Source organism: Aliinostoc maniaoense (genome assembly GCF_058172895.1).
The window spans coordinates 5,082,723-5,104,424 of the sequence record NZ_CP187952.1 but is presented as its reverse complement, the minus strand read 5'-3'; the positions used below and the strand labels follow the sequence as shown (position 1 = coordinate 5,104,424).

The 21,702-nt window shown below is 38.9% G+C and carries 13 protein-coding genes and 1 tRNA gene; 2 read left to right on the top strand and 12 right to left on the bottom strand.

Annotated features, from left to right (window positions below):
• Positions 1–26 precede the first annotated feature (26 nt).
• Positions 27–506, top strand: a complete 480-nt coding sequence (locus ACPZ3T_RS22135; protein WP_490271597.1) for a hypothetical protein — start codon at positions 27–29, stop codon at positions 504–506.
• A 100-nt stretch (positions 507–606) separates the two neighbouring features.
• On the opposite strand, the gene ACPZ3T_RS22130 is transcribed toward ACPZ3T_RS22135, so the two are convergent.
• From ACPZ3T_RS22130 to ACPZ3T_RS22110, 5 genes are all read right to left on the bottom strand, one after another.
• Positions 607–678: transfer RNA gene (locus tag ACPZ3T_RS22130), tRNA-Gln, on the bottom strand.
• Positions 679–906: 228 nt separating this feature from the next.
• Positions 907–1,986, bottom strand: coding sequence for a glycosyltransferase family 4 protein (locus tag ACPZ3T_RS22125; RefSeq protein ID WP_490271596.1), 1,080 nt, complete (start codon positions 1,984–1,986; stop codon positions 907–909).
• A 97-nt stretch (positions 1,987–2,083) separates the two neighbouring features.
• A complete protein-coding gene (locus ACPZ3T_RS22120) occupies positions 2,084–3,313 on the bottom strand; it encodes a polysaccharide pyruvyl transferase family protein (protein WP_490271595.1) in 1,230 nt (409 codons plus the stop codon).
• A 6-nt stretch (positions 3,314–3,319) separates the two neighbouring features.
• Positions 3,320–4,777, bottom strand: a complete 1,458-nt coding sequence (locus tag ACPZ3T_RS22115) for a Coenzyme F420 hydrogenase/dehydrogenase, beta subunit C-terminal domain (protein ID WP_490271594.1) — start codon at positions 4,775–4,777, stop codon at positions 3,320–3,322.
• 25 nt (positions 4,778–4,802) lie between these two features.
• Complete coding sequence (locus ACPZ3T_RS22110; RefSeq protein WP_490271593.1) at positions 4,803–6,254, bottom strand: MOP flippase family protein; 1,452 nt, start codon at positions 6,252–6,254, stop codon at positions 4,803–4,805.
• Positions 6,255–7,286: 1,032 nt separating this feature from the next.
• Here ACPZ3T_RS22110 and ribD point away from each other — a divergent pair.
• On the top strand, positions 7,287–8,492 hold the full coding sequence (gene ribD / locus ACPZ3T_RS22105; RefSeq protein ID WP_490271592.1) for a bifunctional diaminohydroxyphosphoribosylaminopyrimidine deaminase/5-amino-6-(5-phosphoribosylamino)uracil reductase RibD: 1,206 nt from the start codon (positions 7,287–7,289) through the stop codon (positions 8,490–8,492).
• Between the two features lie 193 nt (positions 8,493–8,685).
• On the opposite strand, the gene ACPZ3T_RS22100 is transcribed toward ribD, so the two are convergent.
• The 7 genes from ACPZ3T_RS22100 to ACPZ3T_RS22070 form a co-directional block, all read right to left on the bottom strand.
• Positions 8,686–8,901, bottom strand: a complete 216-nt coding sequence (locus ACPZ3T_RS22100; RefSeq protein ID WP_490271591.1) for a hypothetical protein — start codon at positions 8,899–8,901, stop codon at positions 8,686–8,688.
• A gap of 498 nt (positions 8,902–9,399) precedes the next feature.
• A complete protein-coding gene (locus ACPZ3T_RS22095; RefSeq protein ID WP_490271590.1) occupies positions 9,400–9,786 on the bottom strand; it encodes a 6-pyruvoyl trahydropterin synthase family protein in 387 nt (128 codons plus the stop codon).
• Positions 9,787–10,303: 517 nt separating this feature from the next.
• Positions 10,304–12,082 carry a ShlB/FhaC/HecB family hemolysin secretion/activation protein gene (locus tag ACPZ3T_RS22090; RefSeq protein ID WP_490271589.1) on the bottom strand — a complete coding sequence of 593 codons (1,779 nt, stop codon included), beginning with the start codon at positions 12,080–12,082 and terminating at the stop codon, positions 10,304–10,306.
• Positions 12,083–12,295: 213 nt separating this feature from the next.
• Positions 12,296–14,608, bottom strand: coding sequence for a CHAT domain-containing protein (locus ACPZ3T_RS22085; protein WP_490271588.1), 2,313 nt, complete (start codon positions 14,606–14,608; stop codon positions 12,296–12,298).
• 451 nt (positions 14,609–15,059) lie between these two features.
• Positions 15,060–17,807 carry a COG1470 family protein gene (locus tag ACPZ3T_RS22080; protein ID WP_490271587.1) on the bottom strand — a complete coding sequence of 916 codons (2,748 nt, stop codon included), beginning with the start codon at positions 17,805–17,807 and terminating at the stop codon, positions 15,060–15,062.
• A gap of 375 nt (positions 17,808–18,182) precedes the next feature.
• Entirely contained in the window at positions 18,183–20,354 is a 2,172-nt protein-coding gene (locus ACPZ3T_RS22075) for a hypothetical protein (RefSeq protein ID WP_490271586.1), read from the bottom strand.
• Positions 20,355–20,440: 86 nt separating this feature from the next.
• Complete coding sequence (locus ACPZ3T_RS22070; protein ID WP_490271585.1) at positions 20,441–21,685, bottom strand: DUF4159 domain-containing protein; 1,245 nt, start codon at positions 21,683–21,685, stop codon at positions 20,441–20,443.
• Between the last annotated feature and the right edge of the window lie 17 nt (positions 21,686–21,702).

The window sequence follows — 21,702 nt, the reverse complement described above, 5'->3', positions numbered from 1 at the left end:
TAAATTGTTAATTGCAAGTCCCTAATATGGTTCAGTACACTCTCGCTCAAAGCCCAGAAATTATCCTGACTGTTGCTGGCAAAGATTCAGCTAAAGCCCGTGATAAAGCAATGGATCAGCTCTTAGAGCTAATGAACGCTGGCAAGTTGCCAACAGAATTAGAAGAAGGATTTGGGCCTCAACAATTAATAGAAGTCAAAGAGCCAGCAAATGACTCTGGTAGTGGTGAAGATGCAATTACCCAGGCAGTACAGGTTCTTAGTAATCTCGCTACGTTGAAGTTAAAAGTACAGGAATCCCGTAGTGAAGCATTAGAGATTCGTCAAGCTCTCGATGTGCTGTTTTCAGATGAATCAGTAGCAGAGGAGGAAATTACTCGCCTCAAGGACGGTTTTAAGGTTCTCAAGAATTTTGCTCAAGCTAATTTGCGTTATCAAGAAGCACGCACCAAGGCAGAACACGCCCGCCAAGTTTTAGATCAGGCTTTGAAGTCAGAGGATAAGTAGGTTTTTGTTTTAGACTGCTTAACGATAAAACAGAGTTATACTATAGATATCTAACTCTTGACAGTCTAGATATTAACTTTTTGATTTCGATTAATTAAAACTGGGACGCTAGGATTCGAACCTAGGGATGGCGGGACCAAAACCCGCTGCCTTACCGCTTGGCGACGTCCCAACGCAGGCACTATATTAATATAGCAGGTTCTACCTAGGTAATGTCAAGGGCTTTGAAAAGAAATTTTTCTAGAAAATTATGGCAGGTGATTTTAAGGATCAACTAGTCCACAAATGACGGAAAATAATTAGATTTTATTATTAATAATATAACTAATTATTATGATAGTTGGAATTGCGGTTAGCAATGGGATAAATATGATAGCGATCGCCAAAAATATCCGCTAATCTAGAGACAGGAAAGATATACCTCTAAAGTTAATTCTGCAATATTTTTCCAGTTGTATTTTGCGGCTAATTGCTGATTATGCTCTCCCATTGTCAAGATTTGCGGTTGTTTGTGTAATGCCGCATTCATAGCTTGCATTAAGCCATTTTCATCAGCTAAATTGTATAAAAATGCTCCTTGGTTATCTAGCACTTCTCCTAAACAACCTTTCCGGGGAGCAATACAAGCCTTTCCAAAAGACATAGCTAACATGACTGCGCCTGATGTCAAAATATCTCGGTAGGGAAAGACAACGACATCACAAGCATTCATATACACTTGGATTTTTTCTGGTGCAATGTAACCAGGAATAAAACTAATTCGTTTATCCTCAGCAATTTTCTGGTTAATTAAATCTGTTAAGGCTGCATCTTGGCTATTAATCTTACCAGCAATTACTAATCGAATATCTTCGTTATCTAAACGTTGAAATGTGTCAATCAGTTCTGGTACTCCCTTGTAGGGACGAATTAAACCAAAAAATAAAAATACAGTCTCCGAAGTTGTTACTTTTAATTGTGTCCGTGCTACTTCTCTAGTAATTTTATTTTCGTACCATTCTACATAATTACCATGTGGAACTACAAAAATTTTATCTTTATTTTTGATAGAGAAAGTTTTAATTAATTCTGTTTGTGCAGCTTCACAGTGAGTAATGATGGCATCAGCGAATCTAATTACTGTTTTAGTACATATATTATTTAATACTAAATTTAAATTATCATGATTTTTGAGATTATGTACAGTCCATACGAGCTTAACACCAATTATTTTGAGGATGGCTAACTGAATTAAAAATGCGCTTGATTTCAATAGTGATAAAAACCAATTGGCAGAAATACATGAAGGCTCTAGCCAATGTAAATGGAGAATATCCGGTTTCCAATGGGAAATAACAATGGGAAAGAAGAAAGTGGAAGAAGCTGAGGGTTTTTGGATCTCTACTTGCACTCCTATCTTTTTCAAATTATCAATCAATTGTTTTTGATATGGGTTTTCTTCCGGTGCGCGGGGTAAAAAAATTGATGTGATTTTTTCCATTTTAAATTTTAGCCAACACTGTTAAATAAATGGAATAAACATAAAATATAGACGTTGCTGATGATGATATTTCCGAATATCAGCAACGCCAAATATTCTATTGTTTGAGAATAGCTGAAATCATGTCAAAATTATCAGCAGCAGCCTGTTTTGCTGAAGGTAATACTTGATGGAGATGGTTGGCTACTTCATAGCGTTTTTGCCAAGAATTAGAGACAGCTTCACAAGCAAGATTAATATCGAGAAATTTTTGAATTGATACTAATAAACCATCATGAAGTGCTGCCGCACCTAAAAGATCAGTCATGATACCTTCAGCCTTGACAGAATAACCAACTGGCATGGTACAGATGCCACTAGAAAGACCTGCGATCGCAGGGTGCATTCTCTCAGCTACAATCATGTCACAAGCTCCAATTAAACCCTTAAATTCAGCCGCAGAATGATCTGCACCAGCTAAATGCACCTGAGAATTGTAGTCTAATGCTTGGAGTAATTGAGTAGCAAAGATGCGATCATCATTCTTAGCCAGAGTTTCTTGGACATGAGGAATAATCAACACCTCAGCTTGTAATTCATTTACCATTAGTTTAACTACTTCAGACCAGACTTGGAGGTGTTTTTCATAGTCTTGAGCAGCATAACGACAGATGGCTTGACTAGGTGCGATCGCAATTTTTGGTTTATCTGAATCAATACCATAATTACTCAGCATTTTAACCACAAATTCGGCAGATGGCGGTTGTAATAAAAAGGCTGGGTCAGCAGTATGCTTAACTAATGCAGGATCTAAACCTAAATCTTTAGTAACATACTTATAAGACAGTTGTTCTCTGACTGAAACAAACTGGCATTGACTCGCCACTTCTAACCATTTGTCAGCCTCTTTTTGAGTTTTGAATGGGCCAATTGATTGCGCTAAAAAAACAACTGGTACACCAGCATCTAAAGCTAATTTTAAGGGATACAAATGTTTATCTAAAGCACTATAATCTGAACTAAAAACATCTCCTCCCGATGCAATCACAATTGATGCTGTAGAAATATCCTGTAAATTTGATTGATAACCTTGTGACAAAGGCTGATAAAACTTTAAAACAGGAGCTAATGTTTTCAGCCATTGTTTATTACTAAATCTTCGTAAGTAATCTTTAATTGGCTTTGCACCAAGAGACTGCAAACGCAATTCATCATAATCAGGAGAATCAGTTAATACACTAATAGCCAAATCAGGCTGACGTTTTCGCAACTGTTCAACTGTAGGTATAACTAAGGCTTCAACACCTCGATTGCGTAGTCCAGTGATGCCAGTAATGATTGCTTTCATGATAGTTTAACCTTTATTAAAAGTACCGATAAAAGTTACCAAGACGCGTTTAATTCGTCTGGCAACTCTTTGACCTAAAGACCCTTGATATAGCTGTTTGTATTTCTTTACTAAGGGGTCTAATTGTTGTTTAAAGACAAAAAATTGACCAATATCCACAGCATTTCTAAAAGCAATATGGCTTTGTGCAGCTAAAGCCACTCTCATCATTTGCCGTGCTTGCAAGTTTTTATTGAGATGATTAGCACTTGGTTGTACCCGCTTTTGGGGATACCACTCACCGCTTTGTTGAGTTAAATACAAACGATAAGCTAAACCTTCTCGTCGATGCTGAAAGCCTGATTTTTGAGATTTAGCAACTTCATCCGCACTTATTCTATCCATCTGCAACTTTCCCGCAGTCATTGCACTCTCAATCATGTGGCGAATGACTGGATGACGTACAATCACTACATTCGTACCTTGACTATCCTTGAGATACTGGGGTAGCCAAGCATCACCGACGGTGATATCTGCGGTTTCTGCAACTACATCGTCACAATAATCGCAGGCTTTATACTTGAAAAAACCCAAACCCCAATCTGTACCGTAGAGGTCATGAACAGGACTAATACGAGTAACTATCTCACCTCCTTGCATTCCTGTCACTTCCACACCGTAGCGGTTAGCGTTTGCGCCGGGTAATTTTTTACGGAAGTCAATGGCTAAGAGATTATCTGGTTCAATACCGCATTGCCATGCAAACATTTGTGCAAAGCGCATACTCTTAAGATGACCACAAATTAGACCGACACAAAAGGCAATGCGTTCAGCTAATACCTCGTCTTGGCGCATCAATAAACGCACAGCTTTAATAAAACAGGGAATCCCTACAATGGCATAACGTCCCGGTTGCTGGCGAATTAGCTGCATTACTTCCGACATTTCCACAGGGTAATAACGGGATTTTGCACCGTTGCGTACCTGTTCTATGGTTGTGGAAAGTTGGTAGTGAAATAATCGGGGGTCGGTGGGAGAGGGTTGGCGTTGATGAATGTGGATAACACCATCTACTAAACCTTGACTCAGCAGATTAGTAACAATCCAAGTACCCATTCCTCCTGAACTACCGCGATCGCGGTAATTATCTTCTACAACATAACCTGCGTAAGTATCTAAATAATAACCGATTTGTTCGTGATATTTACCATCATCACTGAATAATTCTTGACTAATTTGATCTTCGTTTAAACTGTGACTAGAAAAAGGACAAACAGATAATATTGACTGATTAGATAATGTTGGTGTAGCAGATTTATTGATAGTTGCTTGTAACTTTTGATCTGCATCTAATTTTATCTGAAACGGTGAGTCACTGATGGCAGCACAAGCACCACAACCAACACAATAACCACCCTCTATTACTGTTTCTAATAAGTGATTGACTTGAGAATTTTGGATTTTTGCGGTAATTTGTTCAGTCATGTTTACAAGTCCTATTTCTGCTGATTTAACGAGCAATATTAACCACTTGCCAAAAAAGTTTCGGTGCAATTAAGAATATTGACAAAACATACACTAATGCACCAACTAATATAGAAATTGCTAATAGACCTTGAAGATTTATCAAATTACTCAGAAAATATTTGATTGTAAATATAGCCCCTAACATGGTAACTGTTGCCGCTAAAGGTGCAGCACCTTGGCGTAAATAAGTTATGACATTAATGCGGACTAATTTCCAAACTACCCAAATAGTTAAAGGAGACATGAGATATCCTCTAATCACATAAGCAGCCGCAACAGCGACAATTCCCCATTGCACAGCTATAGCAAAAGCTAAAATATTAGTAACAGCCTGTACACCATCTAATGCTAACTTCCATGCAGGTTTTCCCATTGCCATAATCACAGCAGAATTAAAGTAGAAATAAGCATAAAGAATCCCAATTAAGTTTAAAACCTGCATAACTGGAATACTTGGCAGCCATTGCTCTCCAAATATCACTCTTACTATTTCGGGTGCTAATATTACCATGCCAAAGAAACCAGGAAAAGTAATTAAACTAGTAAGTTTTATGGCTTGATATAAGGCATTACGTAAGCGTTCTGGTTCTTCCTGTAATTTTGCGAATGTTGGCAAAGAAACTTTAGCAATTACACTAGTTAATAGTTCGGTCAATACTAATAACAACTTATAAGCTACAGTATAATATCCTAATGCGACTGAACCTAAAAAATAACCAATTAAAAAATCGTCAGAACGACGATTAAAAAAATTAAATATATTCATGCCTAAGACATTAATGCCAAAGGAAAATAGCTCTTGAAAATGCCGTTGAGAAAAGCGTAATCCTGGCCGCCAATCACTTACCCGCCAAAGTACAAAAACTTGTACCAAGCTAGTTGTAATTTGTTGAGCCACAAGACTCCACACACCAAAACCACTCAACGCCATAGTTACCCCTACTACACCACCAATCAACACTCCAATTAGTGTCCGTTTAGCAAGAGATTTAAAGGCTAATTGTCGCTGAAGAATAGCATTTTGAACACTACTAAATGCTATTAATAAAAAAGTTACAGATAAACAGCGTATAATTGGTATAATTGCTGGTTCTTTAAAAAAAACTGCAATTAAATTAGCACTAGCAATAGTGATTGTTGTTAGAAAAATACCCATCCCTAAATTAGTCCAAAAAGCAGTATCTAAATGCTCTGGCTCTAAATCTTTCCTTTGAATAATGGCCTGTGAAAACCCTTGGTCAACAAATACTTGCAAAAAATTTAAGAAGACACTAGATAAAGCAACTAACCCAAATGTTTCCGGCCCTAGTAATCTTGCTAAGAGAAAGAAAACCCCAAAAGAAATTAATTGGCGACCCCAGCTTTCAATTGCCGACCAAAATACACCTACAAGAGCTTTTCGACGTAAATTCAATGATGGTTTTGGAGATTCCATTACAAGCTTTACTAATGATATAGATTAACAGTTTGATTTCTTACTGATATGAAAAACTGTCAATGTAGGATTATGCTAACCCTCAATTTTAGTCAGCATAATTTAATCTACATATATGTCAAAAACGAAATATGAGTATAAGTCGGCGCAAGTATTTGAAGGTAGTCATTAGACTTATAGCGTCACGCACCAATCATCGATTGTGACACTTGCGTAAATCCTGATTTATTGGTGTGGATAATTGGTATCTCAGACGCAATAAATCGGCTTTATACATGAGTTTTGGAATTGTCTAAACTTTATTGTGCTATATCTCATAGATATGCAAAATATTGCCGCAACAAAGCCGCATTTACATACACTGATTCTCTATAACAGTAGTGTTAAAATATCCTAACAGCGAAACATAAAACTAAGCTTAATAAAGCTAGCTTATATGTGCATTGCTACCAAATATTAATCACAACACCGAGAGAATTATTATTGGATATAGAGTAAAAAAATTTATTTTGGAAAACTACAACTAACTAATACACACCATAGATAGTTGAAACTGATCAAAACAGCAGTTAATGCTGAGAGAATTGAAGAATTTTGATACTGACATAGCCATTAGGGAAACACACTGATGAAACATTGGTTTAGCTGAGATTTTTAGTTACTAAATATTATTAGTAATAATGACTCGCAACCGCATACTAGCTTACTAGCTCATTAACGATTGTTACAACCTTCACAATAAACTTTACAGTTACTTTATATTTTTCTGTGGTTTTTTCTAGCCAAGTTCATACAAGCATTACAATTTCATCAATATTTCATCATCAATACTTACGTGTGGTGATAAGAAATATCCTCTGTGAATGCGATCGCTAATCAACAGTCAATAATGTTTCTCCCCCTGCTCCCTGCTTCCTGCCCCCTGCCCCCATACCTCCCACCCCTCCCCAACATCCCCCAGGGATATTACCGTGTAAGTATCGCTATTCAAGCAGTTAACGTGCAGAATATTTACAGTATTCCCCAAGATTTATGGATAACTTGCCAGTGGTTGCTCAAGCAGATACCTCTCCAGCAAATAACACTCAGGAGAATGAATTTTTAGTGCGATCGTCAAATGATTCTCATTCACAAATATCACAACCTGTAGGTAGTGAGTTTGATCGGGCGATGATGCGACGCTGTTTAGAACTTGCCCGCCGTGCTTTGGGGCGCACTTCACCTAATCCATTAGTAGGGGCAGTAATTGTTAAAAATGGGGAAATTGTCGGAGAAGGCTTTCACCCCCGTGCAGGCGAACCTCATGCAGAAGTTTTTGCCCTGAGAGCCGCCGGCGAACTAGCCCGTGGTGCTACCGTCTATGTTAGTCTTGAACCTTGTAACCACTACGGCCGTACTCCCCCATGTTCTCAAGCTTTAGTAGCGGCTGGTGTCGCTAAGGTAGTCGTAGGCATGGTTGATCCTAACCCCTTAGTAGCTGGTGGTGGAATTAATACCTTACGTGCGGCGGGAATTGAGGTATTAGTAGGTGTAGAAACCGAAGCTTGTCAAAAACTCAATGAAGGTTTTGTACATCGCATTCTACACAAACGACCCCTAGGCATTTTAAAATACGCTATGACTTTAGATGGCAAAATTGCCACCAATTCCGGTCATAGTGCTTGGGTAACAAACCAAGCCGCCCGTAGCGAAGTTCATCAACTCCGTGCTGGTTGTGATGCGGTAATTGTCGGTGGTAATACTGTACGGCAAGATAATCCTTATCTGACTAGCCATCAACCAGAGGCGCATAATCCCCTGCGGGTGGTTATGAGTCGCTCACTCAATTTACCTACTGATGCCCGCCTCTGGCAAACAGCAGACGCACCGACGTTAGTATTAACAGAAGTTGGTGCTAACCCAGACTTCCAAAAATTCTTGCAAGAAAAAGGGGTAGAAGTATTAGAATTACCCTCTCTTACACCACAAGCAGCAATAGATCATTTATATACCAGGGGTTTTTGTAGTGTGTTGTGGGAATGTGGCGGGACTTTAGCAGCCAAAGCCATATCTGAAGGTGCAGTGCAGAAAATATTAGCCTTTATAGCCCCCAAAATTATCGGTGGTAATCATGCACCCACACCTGTAGGTGACTTAGGTTTAAATACTATGACAGAGGCTTTGCTTTTAGAACGTGTTAGTTGGCGTGTTGTGGATGGCGATTGTCTGGTAGAGGGTTATTTACTACAAAAAAATTAATTAGATATAGTTCATGGTCAATAATGACAATAACTATTGGCTATGGACTATTAAGTAGGTAGGCAGAATAAAACCAAACTGTGTAAGAAAAAAGTAAACAAGGCTAAAACCCTTTTTCCCCCTGCTACCTGCTCCCTGCCTTATCCCAACAACAATTTTTAACACCAACCTACTTAATTTGTGCATACCACTATCAACACTGTCTCTCATAAGCGATATCACGTATTAAAGATAGCCGAGATTGGATGTACTCACTCAGGAAATCAGTTTCACCAGGCTCTAGAAATGCTTGTGTTTTTGTTTGGTGTGTTAACCATTGTACCAAGGTAGCATCATCCATCTGCAAGAGCATTTTGGTTTGGGAGTTTTCAACCACAGCCCAGAGTTGACGCAGAATTTTAGGAGTCATCAGACCTCAATTGAATTATTTCGCTTAGTTGTTTTCACATTACACAATTACAGCAGCAGATCACGACATTAACGTACAAGCTGAGACAAGTATTATTAAAAACTTAATATACGGTTTTAAAACTTGATTAAGTTTAAGAATGTCAGCACTACATTAAATGATTCACAAAAATTCAAATACACTAAATTGCTGAGTTCGTAATTTGATGGAAAAGTCAATAAAATTTAAAACATTAACACCATAAAGCACATTTCATCCAAATGTACTCAGAATAAATACTGGTTAGACAATAATTAAATAACTGATTGATTTAAGGAAATTATAGCATTTTTGTTCAAAAATTAGATAATTAGCATTATTTTGCAAATAAGCTGTGGAGACAGAAAAATTCAAAACTTAAAAATCAAGAAATTATTTCTTGTCTACCTTGTCTACCTTGTCCACCTTGTCTATCTCCCACTCCCCACCCCAGATTTAAGTGCGAATCAGCACATACATTTACTCCTCGTACTCTACCCAACTATTAGCTGTTTCAGAAACATGAACTTTTAGCTGTGTTTCTGGCGGTAATTTCTTCTTAGTTTCGTCGTAGATATACTTAGCAATCATTTCCGCAGTTGTTTCGTATTCAGGAGGCATAATTTCATTAAGAACACCATGATCAAGCCCTCCTTTTGTAGAATCTTGCTTTGCCCAGCGTAAAGTTCTAAAATCGGCTACCATTACCGGATGTGGACAGTATTGTGAAGCGTGCAGTTTTGTAGATGTAACTTCAATGCGGACTTGATAATTATGTCCGTGCATCCGACCACAAGGGCCATTGTAATCTTTAATGTAGTGAGCAGCATTAAATGTAAATTCTGTTACAACTTTCCATTTAGGCATTTTAATATAACCTCTTAGTTGATGATTAAATTAATTTCATATCTATCTATATTATGAGAGTGAACAATAATGTCTTTACACCTATTGATTAATACTTGATTAAATCCTCTAGATGATGAGTGTGTTTGTAAAGATTGCACAATATTCAGCAAGGTAAATATACGTGAGTTCGACAAGTCTTTTCTGACCTCTCCCCCAACCCCTCTCCGATGCGGAGAGGGGAGTAAAAAGCATAATATATCAAGAAAAAATCAAGGTTTTAAAGCCTCTCTCCTTGCAGGGGAGCCAGTGCGTTGGGCGGCTTTGCCGACTTGAAGCAACTGGCGTGAGAGGTTTGGAGAGGGGTTTTCCAGTCGTCGAACTCACGTTAAATATATATAAGATGCTTACTTGATTTTTGAACAGATAGGTATTCACGCCAGTAGGGTGTGTTAGCAGCGATAGTACAGCACTTAGCACCAAGGCCTGTGGTGCGTTACGGTTTACGCCTAACACACCCTACTTCCTCACAGTAGACTTAAAAGGCATAGGTGAGACTAAAGTAAAAACCATCATCTTGGGCATTTGTTCCCCGGTCATTTAAGTTGACTAGGGGAAGACCGTAATCTAGTCTGAGATTGAGGCTGGGGATTGGTTGGTATAAAATACCCATGCCTAAACCTGCTAAAAACTTCTGTCTTTGTAGGCTGTTGGGGTTGTCGTCAACGTTCCAGACGTATGCTAAATCAACAAATGGGGCAATTTGTAAACTGGGATTCCCGGCGGCATCACGTTGAGTAGTAATACGGTTTTCTAAGCTGAATTTGATACCATTATCAGCAGCGCGGATGTTTTGCCGATAACCACGGACTGACTGACCACCACCGACTACAAACTGTTGAGAAGGTAACAAAGCGTTGGGTGTGAGTTGGACTTCAGCTTGGGCAATTAATAAGTTGTTTTGATTTAAGCGTTGGACGCGCTGGAATTGTGCTAACCAACTAAAAAAGCGGCCATCGGGAATGGGGTCTGAGTTGATGGTAGCATCAAATGCACCGATACCGAAACTAAAGAGCGATCGCACTGCCCAAGCACCCTGCACATCTCTGCTAATATAATCTTGACCGAATTTAATCACACGGGTACGGCTGTTACCTTCGCTATCAGGGCCAAATCCGAAGGGTGTAGCTCCGGCAAAGGTGAAGGTTTGCCCATCTTGGAAGGTAAAACCTAATGATAAAGCCAATTCCTCACGGGGCGATCGCACTAATGGTTGTCTGTAACTAATTTCGTATAGTTGCGATTCTCCACTAATCTCGAAGGTTTTGAAGGGTTCTTGAATCACTTCGTTACGATTAATGACGGTTCTTAGTTGTAAAGTGCCATTCATGGCATTTAACGGTAGTTGATAACTCAAATCATAAATATTCGCTCCTCCCTGGGTAGTGCGATAATAGGAGGCGGCAATTTCATCACCTCTACCTGTGAGGTTGCGATAAGTCAGGTTAACACCCAACCTTTCTGAACCAACACTAGGGGGAGAATAGTTATCAATACTCAATCTCCCCTGGAAAGGGTTAGCTTCAGTCACACGGACGATTAAAATACTTTGCCCAAGTCCGCTACCAGGACGTAGACTAGCTTCTATATTGGTAAATAGGGGGTCATTGCGGAGTAATCTTAATTGGTCTTCTAAATTAGCTGAAGATAGGGGTTTACTTGCACCTAAATTAATCCGCGATCGCACATAATTAGGGTTTAAACGTTTTGTCCCTTCAATGATAATCTTTTCTAGACTACCTTCAATTACCCGAATTTCAACCACACCATTAGTAATTTTTTGGTCTACTAAAACGGCTCTAGTTGTGATATATCCTCTATTTAAATATAATTGGGTAATGCTATCTGCTAGGTTAGTTAATTCTTCTAAATTGACAACACGCCCTATTAATGGTTGAGTCAAAGGTGTGAATGTTTGCTCATCAAAAATACTGCTGCCTGTAACTTCAATTCTTTCTACTTGAATCTTCCCCGATGCCGGGTTAGGTGAAGTTTCTGGGCTAGGAGTTGTTTCTAAAGTTGGTGAGGTGGGAGATAAAGGTGTTGGTGTTGATTGAGGTTGGGGAAAGCGTTCTTGATTAGTATTTCCTGATGGGTTTGGTGCTTGGGCAAAGGCAGGGGGGCAGGGGGGCAGGAGGGCAGGGGAGCAGAGGAGTAGGGGAGCAGAAAGAAATACGGCTTTGAATCTTATTTTCCTAAATAGTAAAAAGTCAAAAGTAAAAAGAATAGTTTTAGTGTAATTTTGAGATTGTGGCATTTTTAATAGTGAATTTAAAATACTATGTGTAACTATTATTTCTTGCTTTCACCTTTTACCTTTTACTGTTTTCTTTTTTTTAACAGTGTTCATTGAAAGGGGCGAGTTCACCTATATCGTTGCTTTTGGATGAAGATCCTAATAAACCTTCTCCTACTACTAATGCAGTTTTCCCTACACCCTACCCCCGACACCCTACACCCTACTTTTGACTTAACGGGCTTCACCAATTAATGTAAACCCTGCCCAATTTTGAGGATTTGGGTGTTGTTTCATCGTGGTTAACATGGCATTGCGTAAGGCTTGGGCTTTATTGGGATTCTGTTTTAACTGAGTATAAAATTGTGTAGTTAAAACATGGCTTGGTGTATCAGGTAATGCCCATTGGGAGATAATCACACTGGGAACACCAGCATGAATTAGTGCTTGGGATAAACCAATCACACCGTTACCAATGCTACCATTATCTGTTGCCCCTGCACTCAAAAATACTAGCCTGGCTCGTAAACGCTGGCCTTTGGGTTGGGTATAAAGATTGAGGATTTCACTGGCTGTTAGTAACCCGTTATTGTCGCCCACACTAGCTAGTGCGATCGCGCCCGGTATGCCCTGTCTTTTGGTATCATCTACAACAGCATAAGTTGCGAGATGAATGATCTTAGCTTTGGGTAATAAAGGTAGAATATCTGCTTTGGTGGCTTTGTTACCAACTAAAGCAGTTGTTTGGAAAAAATCTGCGATTTCTAAGGCTTCTTGTTCAGCGTTAATCAGTTGTGGTAAAGATTTTTGGCTAAGTTTGGGCATGGTAGGATTACCCACAACCACAACTTGACTACCTCCTGTATTATTACGTTTTTCTCTGGTTAATTTGAGTAGCTGAATTGCTGGTATACTGGTAATAGTATGTTTTTCAATTAAGTATTTGCCGTAAATATCCACTAACGCCGGAAATGGCACAAACCATAATTCATTTTCTGGGACAAAAATTACCTGCGCTTCTGGGTTTTCTGGTAATAAATCTGCAATGGGTTTAATCAGAATTTGATTGAGTTGTAATAATAAGTTTTTATAGTTAATATTGAGGTTTTTATTATCTTTACCTGCCAAGGCGGTACGAGTTTGATTAATGAGTTCCCCTAAAGAATTAAAAGGAATAATTGGTTTTTCTGATTTTAAGTCTATTTGGCGAAATGTTACTTTCCCTGTTGGCGGCATTACCCAAACATAAATTTTATCATCTTCTACTAATGAATATCTGACAATGGTAGCTTGTTGTTGTTGGGCAACTGTTTGAATTTCGGTGATTTTAGGTAAGATAATTTCTTTAGGTGCAGCTTTTAAACCACTGCCGGGTGATTCTGTTGCCAAGCGCATTCCGAGTAAATTTAAAATAGCCATAATGCTGCTGTTTTCAGCAACTTCTAAGGCTGCTTCTGGCTTTTTCTGACTAACTAAGACTTGTTGTAATAAAGTATATGTATTCTTTTGTTCAATAGAGTAATCAATCGTATTGCCTAGGTTTGAGCGCAGAGATTCCCAAGTTTTAAGACTAGCTTGTAGGGTAGTTTCAGCATCATTAATTTTACCAGATTTTAGCAGCACAAAGGCTAAATTATTCAGGGCTACCCCTTGGGTGTAAATATCTTTGTTAGTTTTGGCTGTGTCTAATTGTTGCTGATATAATTTTAAGGCTGGTTCGTATTGTTGGGCAGATGTATAAACTCGTCCTAATTGTTTAATTAATTCAGCTTGTTGAGTTGGATTTTTTGATGTTTCTAGTTGTTGTTTATAAAGTGCGATCGCTTCCTGTAAATTGCCTTGATTTGTGTAGGTTTGGGCAATTTGTTTTAAGGTAAGATTAGTTAAAGTTGTATCATTAGATTGGGTGGCAATTTTTAATACTTGTTGATAGAAATTAATCGCTTGGGGATATTGTTCTAATTCCCGATTTACTGCCGCCAAGTTTTGCAGAGAATATATTTCTAAGTTGCGGTTTTTGGTTGTTTGGGCAATTGTGAGTTGTTGATTATGAAAAGCAATTGCTTGTTGATATTCTTGGCGTTTTTCATGTTCTATGCCGACGTTACCTAAAAATGATCCTGTTCTGGGAGGATTCCCGATTTCTTTTCTTAAGGCGGCGGCTTGTTCTCGGAGTTCTTGCGCTCGTTTTTCGTCACCATTATGAATGTAGGCGTTGCTGAGAAGTTCTAAGGTTTTGACAGTACCGGGTTTATCCTGTATCAAGTTTAAACTTTGTTGATATAAGTTGATGGCTGTTTGATATTTGCCGAGGGTAAAATAAATTTCTCCTAAGCTTAAAAGGGTATTGGCTTGACCTGTGCGATCGCCTAATTGTTGGTATAGTTGGAGTGATTCTTTTAAGGTTGTTAAGGCGGTAGTTAATTGTCCGTTTTGAAGTTGTCTATTTCCTAGTCTGAGTAGCAAGTCGGCGCGGTATTGGCTGGCTTGTGCTGGGGTGGCTATCAGGAGGATGGCAAGGAGGATTTTGGGAAGTGTTTTAAGCATATTTTTTGTTTCGCGCAAAGGCGCAAAGACGCAAAGGAAGAAAGGGAAGATACAGCAGTTTTGAAGTAAGTGAGGGACATAATAAGTAATGAGTAATGAGTAATGAGTAATAAGTAATAAGTAATAAGTAATAAGTAATAAGTAATAAGTAATGAGTAATGAGTAATATAGAATTTCCTAGTCTGCTGACGTATAAATCTCTGCGTACCTCTGCGCTTTACTTCTCTGCGAGACGCTGCGCGAACGCGCACCTCTGCGTTTCAAAATATTATCTGTACCTCACTTAAATGGGAATCGCTATAAGTAAATTTCTTACTCATTACTCATTACTCATTACTCATTACTCATTACTCATTACTCATTACTCATTACTTTTTTCAATCAGTTGCTGTACTTCATAAACATCGAATCTGCTGTCAGTCAGATGAGAAACTTTATTTTCTTTTGCCTTTTAATCAAATCCTGGGGGGAGTTCTAAGGGTGAGAGTTTCCCTGGTTGGGATGGGGTGGGTGCTGTGGGTAGGGGTGTAGGTGATGGTGAGGTAGAATTTGCAGCACCTCCGGGGGTTGTTGAGGGAGTTTGTTGGGTGGTGGTTGGTGGTGGGGGAATGACTGGGGGTGTGGGTGTGAGTTGTGGAAGTGTAGGTGTGGGTGTGGGTGTGGGTGGTGAAAAGGTTTCGATGGTGACTGAGCGACTGATTTTTTCACCTGTGGGACTGGTAGCTTGTAAGGTGATGGTTTCGCTGCTAGGTTGATTATTGATGGGGTAAAGTATTGTTCCACTGCGGGGAATGTTACCTGGTGCGGGTAGTAATTCTACTTTCATTTCACTGCTACCTTCTACTTGCCAACTGAGGTTAATTGGTTCTGTAGATGGGTTTTGTGGGTTGATCAGAATTTGATATTTTGCTGGGGCTTCACTACCATTAATTTTAAAATCGACAATTTGGCTGGGTAATGGTTGGACTTTAATTACATCTGTTTTTTGGGATGTGCTGGGTTTATCTGTGTCGGTTTTGGCAAATACTTGTAATTCAAAAATGTAGTCGCCTATGGTAAGGTTGTTGGCTGGGAAACTACGACAAGTTAGTTGATTTTCTGCGTTGTTACAAAATGGTTTTAATTCATCGGGGATTTTTCCTTGATTGAATTGATAAGTTTGTGCTTTACTATTGACTACACCTTCAGGCGATCGCCCAATTATTTGTAGTTGATTAATTTGGTCTAAATCGCTAATTTTCCAGTTTAACCGAATCCTATCTGAGCTAATTTGATTAGTGGTTTTTACTTTAATTGGTGTTTCTTGATAAATCGGTTGTGTGGATGCAAATTGTATAATTTTGGCTGGCGGTATCGGCAGGATTTTAATAGTATTGGTTTTAATGGTGTCGGCGGCTTCTTCAGGATTTTTGCTGCTAAATGCTTGCAGTTGAAAAGTGTAATCTCCCGGTTTGCGTGCATCGGTGGGGATGTTATTGCAAGTTAATGTAGTCTGTAACTGACAAAATGGCTGAAGTTCTGCGGGAATTTGACCGTTGAATTGATAAACTATGGGTTGTACTGCTGCCGTGCCGTCTGCAAATACTCCGGTGAGGGTTAGGGTTTGCAGGGTTTTGGGGTTGCGGATTTGCCAATTTAAATGAATTGAAGCATTATTAGCTTGTTGATAGACAGCATCGCTAGACTGAAAACGGGTAATTTTCGGTGGTGCGGGTGGTTTTAATAGCCACCATAACAGAAATGCGATCGCTACTATACTTCCTAAAACTGTGAGTAAGAGTAGCAAAAACTGCCACCAAGGGCGCGCTTCCCAAATTACAGTTCCCGGTAAGGAGGCGTTAGGTAGGGGAAATTGCTGTTGATCTTCTAATTCTACCCGGAAGTTAAGTAATCTTCCTGCACCAAATATCGGACGTAACCACCATTTTACCGGGGTGATTGTCACCTGGGAAATGGTTTTTTCTCCCGGTAAGACGCGCACTATAGGGGGAGTGGTGACATAGGTACAGATTTTATCTTCATCGGCGGGAATAGGTGTACAGACAATTTCTCTAACGGTGTTACCTGCGTTGGTTAACCTAATTTCAAAAATTCCAGCTTTCTTGCGTACTCTACCCGCTACCGTCAATAATTCGGCATTGAGTAAATAAGAAGGCAAAATTTCTACATACACCACATCCAACAATACTAAATCAGGATTGTTAGCAGAGTATAAACGCAGAGTGGGATAGTAAACTCCAGCCGTTACACCTAATGGCGGGTGAAATTGTAGTAAGATTTGTCCTATTTCTCCAGGGTTGAGGTTCAAACCCATATTGGGAATGATTAACCCCACTGTTTCTAAGCCTTCAGGATAGCGGATAGTATACCAACTTTCTGGGCAGTCGGCACAAGTCAGCCGAAACCTGTCTACTCTCTCAGAACGGTTATGGACATTGACACTTAGCTGTAGTATACCACCGGGAGGAATTTGTGCAGGCGATCGGGAACTACTCCCAGGAATAACATTAAAGGTAGGATCACTAACTCTAACAACAGTTTCAATTGCTGGTAATACCTGAAGTTTCGCCCTGTGACGAATTGGCGTATCCTCTGGATAGTGCATCGGTGCATCTACAACTATCACATAGTTATAGGTGCTAGGAATTGCATTCACCGGCACATTAAATTCAAATAGTACCTCACCCATCGAGTTAGGGCTTAACGCTAACCTTTGATGAGGTGCATTACACCATTGAATTAACTGTGGTGATAAATCATCAATAAAAACATCTATTAATGCGCTTTCTGTACCTTTATTAGTAACAGTAATATTAATTTCAAACTGAGAACCAGCTTGTACAGCACAATCTCCAGAAGGATTATAAATTACTGCTAAAGGACTACCAGGCGATAAAGTTTGTTGCAGATGTTGCTGTTGAATACCCAGTTTAGGCGCAAGATAAACTCGATATTTAAGATCATCATCACGAGTCAAAATTGTCTGGACAAAATTTTGCTCCAGCAATTCATCTAATAAAGCTAAGGTATCTTGTTGATTTAAATCCAGATGATATGCAGCTTCCGATAAAGTCACACCATCAGGTTTATTTTTCAGCATCCACTGCACAAGCCTACGCTGCGGTTCTGACAGATTGATCATATCTGCCATCGTCAAACCAACTTGAGATTTTTTATTACGAGAATTTGTTAAAGTCATAATTTATTAGATATTATAGGAATCCGACTTGATTATTGAAAATACTTATTTAAATAGGGAACGGGGTTGGGGGAACGGGGTTAGAAGCAATAAAAGTGTACTGAGTTTTTTCAGAAATCAAATATAATTTTCATAGATATTAATTATTTAGATAAGTAGAACGGTGTAAATAATTAAAGGTTTGTAGTGAGGACTTTAGTCCTTAAGAGAGGACTAAAGTCCTTACTACGAACTAAATTCAAGTTTTTTACATTACTTTACATAGTTTGGTTTTTTCAAGTCGTTCTACTTATTAGTTCTTAGCCCATTTCCCTTGTCTCCCTTGTCTCCCTTGTCTCTCCTGTCTCCCCCTACTCCCTCCCCCCTGCCCCTTCCCTACTCCTGACAATCACTATTCTCCTGATAATCCTTAGTAGGAATCACATTCAACCTCACGCGATTATCATCATTACCACTAATAATTAAAATTTGATTTCTCACAACTTTAATATCAACACTATTAAATTTTTGGGAATTAGAGCGTACTTGTTTACCATTAACTAAAGCCCGTCTGCCATCTTTTGTTAAAGGCCACAACATCACACGACTATCATCACCACCACTCACTAAATAACAGCCGTTTCTACTAAGTGCTACTGAGCGTACAGGTTTACCCCCATGTCCATCAGGCCATTGTTCAATAACTTCACATTTTTGATTATTTTGACTAATACATTGCTTCATATCCCATAAAGTAATTTGTCCCATAGTATCAGCCGTTGCCAAGAGATTTGGTTTGTGAGCGGCAGTAGCTAAACTCACAATATAATCATTTTGACTACCTGGGAAATTATGCTTAATTTCCCACAATTTATCTTGCTCAAAATTCCAAATTGCTAACTTATTATATCTGCCACCAATGGCTAGTTTGCGTTTATCATCTCCTACAAGTGCTAAACCATAAGCTGAAAATTTTACATCCTGTATTTTTACAGGTTTCTTCAAACTATCAAGATTACCTAAAAAAGCATTGTAAACATCCCACTGTAACAATAAACCGCTACCATGTGCAGTAAATAAAAATCTGGAGTCTTCACTAAATGCTAAATTTAAAACGCGATCAGCTTGATTAAAGGAGAAAGTTGCTTTAGGCTTACCAGTACGACCTAAGACATCCCAAATTTGAATTTCCCCATTTTCTAAACCTGCTGCTACCACATCATTTTCTACAGGTTTATAGCGCACAACTCGCACAGACTTACTTGTATTTTTCGAGATTCTGCCATCATGTGGATTAATCAAAAGATTCCTAAAACCAGCTACGTTCCAGCGAATAATACTTTGGTCTTGAGAACCACTAACAGCTTTATCACCCACACCGTTAAACTGCACAAAACTCACCGGCAGAGTATGACCAAATAAAGGGTTATCAGGATTTAGCCAAGATATTGCCCAGAGTAAATATAACAGTAATATTGCTAAAACTAACTGTAACCAGGGATGAAGTACAGGATGAATAGTTAGTTGTAAAAATTGCTTTTCGTTAGTAACATTAACTCGTTGATCTGATATAATTGCTTTAGCGATAAATAATAATTTTTTCGATAACCCAAACCAATGTCTGCGCTTCCTTACTAACAGTTGTAATTGCTGAGTTTCTCCAGGGATTAATTCAACATTTTCTGGTTGAACTTCAAGAAAACATTGCGGTTGTTTTTCCTGACCTGGTTGAATATCAATATGTGCTGTTTGAGTTAAATTGCTGGCATTATAACATTCGAGTTGGTATGTTGTAGAATGATTTTTCCATTGCGGAATCCAAATTCGATCAGCCGGAATTTGTTGCTTTTCTGGTATACAGCGAAAATCTACAAATCCCCCTGGTGTAACTTTAATTATCCCTTCAGGACTGCGGGAAGGTAAAGCATTAAGGTGGGTAGCTTCTATCTTAAAAGGGTATGCTTGACTAGGGACTTCTGTGGGAACAGGTAATTGACAAGCAAAAGCAGTTTCTGCTTCATCCCCACCCTTAACTGTTAATAATCTTTCCTGATTACCTGAGAGCCATTTTGATTCTATTCCGATGATTCTCAGGGTGACAGTAGTAGGTGATTGACTAGGATTTCGGACACGCACCCGAATGTCAATTGCTCCTTGGGGTTGAGCGGACAACTCTCTTTGGGGTAAATCAAGTTGTACAGGAATAGCATTAGTTCCAGCTTCGACATTTAAACGTAAAACTTGTCTATCTTCCTCGCGCAATTCTACAGAAAAGACGCGGACTATTAAATTCATTTTGCCGATAAAACCAGGCAGAGGAGTATCAGTAATAGTCACGCAAAAAGTTACGCTATCACCTGGTGGATTTTTGGCACTAAAAGCAGGTGTGATACTGTACCAGTTATTACTTAAAGTTGAGCTACCACCAGCTGCCACAATTTCTAATTGAAAAGAAGCAAACTGATTACTGTCATTAACAACAGTAACCTCAAAGGATGCTGGCGCACCACCGGGTTTAAAAGTAATTACTTGAGTAGAAATCTTGGCGTTGACTAGTTTAATAGGCATAATAAAAAATAAGGGTTTATAGTAAGCACTTTCGTGCTTGGGGAATCAGGACTAAAGTCCTGAATACGAACTGAAAATTTTATTTTTTATTCCCCAAGTTTTTTGAATACACTTTGCAATGGATCGGGTTTAGATGATAGAGATTGTGTAGTTGGCGTTGGTAAAATTGGTTGTTTTTGTAATTGTGTCATTTGTTTTTTAGACCAAGCAAAATGTAAAATATTGATGCCTAATTCTTGGGCAGTGCGAATTGTTTCACGGGGTAATGTGAGTTTTTCATCTAATCCCCAAGCCGATGATAAATCCCCAATTACTAAAACAATGCCCCCTGCAATTAAGATTTGAATAGGCTTGTGATTAATCACAGGTAAAGCTGCAAATAAAAATGGGTGTGTCCGCATGGGGTGATTGCGGTCTAGTTTGCGTAAATCTTCTAAAGATGTGTTAAATTTATCGGCAATATCAACAATGCTTTCTAATCTGTCTAGAGCATCAGTAGGCGATTCAACTAATAACACGCCACCAGCATCTAAATAGTTTTTCAAATTAGTTAATTCTTGTGTACTTAAAGATAATGGTTGTTCGCCTGTGGTAAATAACAAGTCATAAATATTTGCCTGATTAATATTTTGTATGCGATCCACAGTCTCAAACCCTTGCATAGTCTGGCTGAGATGTTCAGCAGATTTGAGTAAATAACCGAGATTTTCAAAACTATTAATAACTTCCGGTGCAGTCGTTTCTAGATAAGCTACCCGGACAACTGCACTATGACGCGATCGCGCTATGGGACGATAACGATAGTCTAAGTTATTCAACTCAGGCTGAAACACATCTTGGGGATTTTGTAAAGGCATTAATCCCGGTTGTAATAAAATGCGACACAATTCCACCTCATAAATATCTGGTGGCGTGGTTTTTTCTTCTAGACGAAAGGTTTCCTGTTCAAATTCCCCAGATGTTTGACGTTGCAACTCATCAGGATCTACATAACTGATGACTAGATAAATCAACCGTGGTTGATCTTCGGCAATATCAGCCGCTATATGAAACTCAATAGCTTCGGGAACAATAATCGGATTGCCATGAGTATCAATGGCTAATCCTGGCTGAATTTGTAACCATCGTTTATCGTCATATTGTGAAGACACCCCTTGGGGTGCAGGAATTAAACACACACCCAAACCATAAACAATCCCTGGCTGATTGAGGGACTGATAATGTATATTTTGCCTCTGACGGTGATAATTATGCGATCGCTGCCATTTTTCAGCATTAATCAACAAACCGTCTTGTACTTTTAATCGTTCTAGGGGTTGGATTTCGTGCATAACTGGGGATTGGGGGG

Bases quoted from the DNA above. Each gene is read 5' to 3' on its own strand.
- ACPZ3T_RS22110 (WP_490271593.1), bottom strand. From the start codon at position 6,254: ATGGAATCTCCAAAACCATCATTGAATTTACGTCGAAAAGCTCTTGTA.
- ACPZ3T_RS22070 (WP_490271585.1), bottom strand. From the start codon at position 21,685: ATGCACGAAATCCAACCCCTAGAACGATTAAAAGTACAAGACGGTTTG.
- ACPZ3T_RS22085 (WP_490271588.1), bottom strand. From the start codon at position 14,608: ATGCTTAAAACACTTCCCAAAATCCTCCTTGCCATCCTCCTGATAGCC.
- ACPZ3T_RS22120 (WP_490271595.1), bottom strand. From the start codon at position 3,313: ATGAAAGCAATCATTACTGGCATCACTGGACTACGCAATCGAGGTGTT.
- ACPZ3T_RS22135 (WP_490271597.1), top strand. From the start codon at position 27: ATGGTTCAGTACACTCTCGCTCAAAGCCCAGAAATTATCCTGACTGTT.
- ACPZ3T_RS22075 (WP_490271586.1), bottom strand. From the start codon at position 20,354: ATGCCTATTAAACTAGTCAACGCCAAGATTTCTACTCAAGTAATTACT.
- ribD (WP_490271592.1), top strand. From the start codon at position 7,287: ATGGATAACTTGCCAGTGGTTGCTCAAGCAGATACCTCTCCAGCAAAT.
- ACPZ3T_RS22100 (WP_490271591.1), bottom strand. From the start codon at position 8,901: ATGACTCCTAAAATTCTGCGTCAACTCTGGGCTGTGGTTGAAAACTCC.
- ACPZ3T_RS22095 (WP_490271590.1), bottom strand. From the start codon at position 9,786: ATGCCTAAATGGAAAGTTGTAACAGAATTTACATTTAATGCTGCTCAC.
- ACPZ3T_RS22090 (WP_490271589.1), bottom strand. From the start codon at position 12,082: ATGCCACAATCTCAAAATTACACTAAAACTATTCTTTTTACTTTTGAC.
- ACPZ3T_RS22115 (WP_490271594.1), bottom strand. From the start codon at position 4,777: ATGACTGAACAAATTACCGCAAAAATCCAAAATTCTCAAGTCAATCAC.
- ACPZ3T_RS22125 (WP_490271596.1), bottom strand. From the start codon at position 1,986: ATGGAAAAAATCACATCAATTTTTTTACCCCGCGCACCGGAAGAAAAC.
- ACPZ3T_RS22080 (WP_490271587.1), bottom strand. From the start codon at position 17,807: ATGACTTTAACAAATTCTCGTAATAAAAAATCTCAAGTTGGTTTGACG.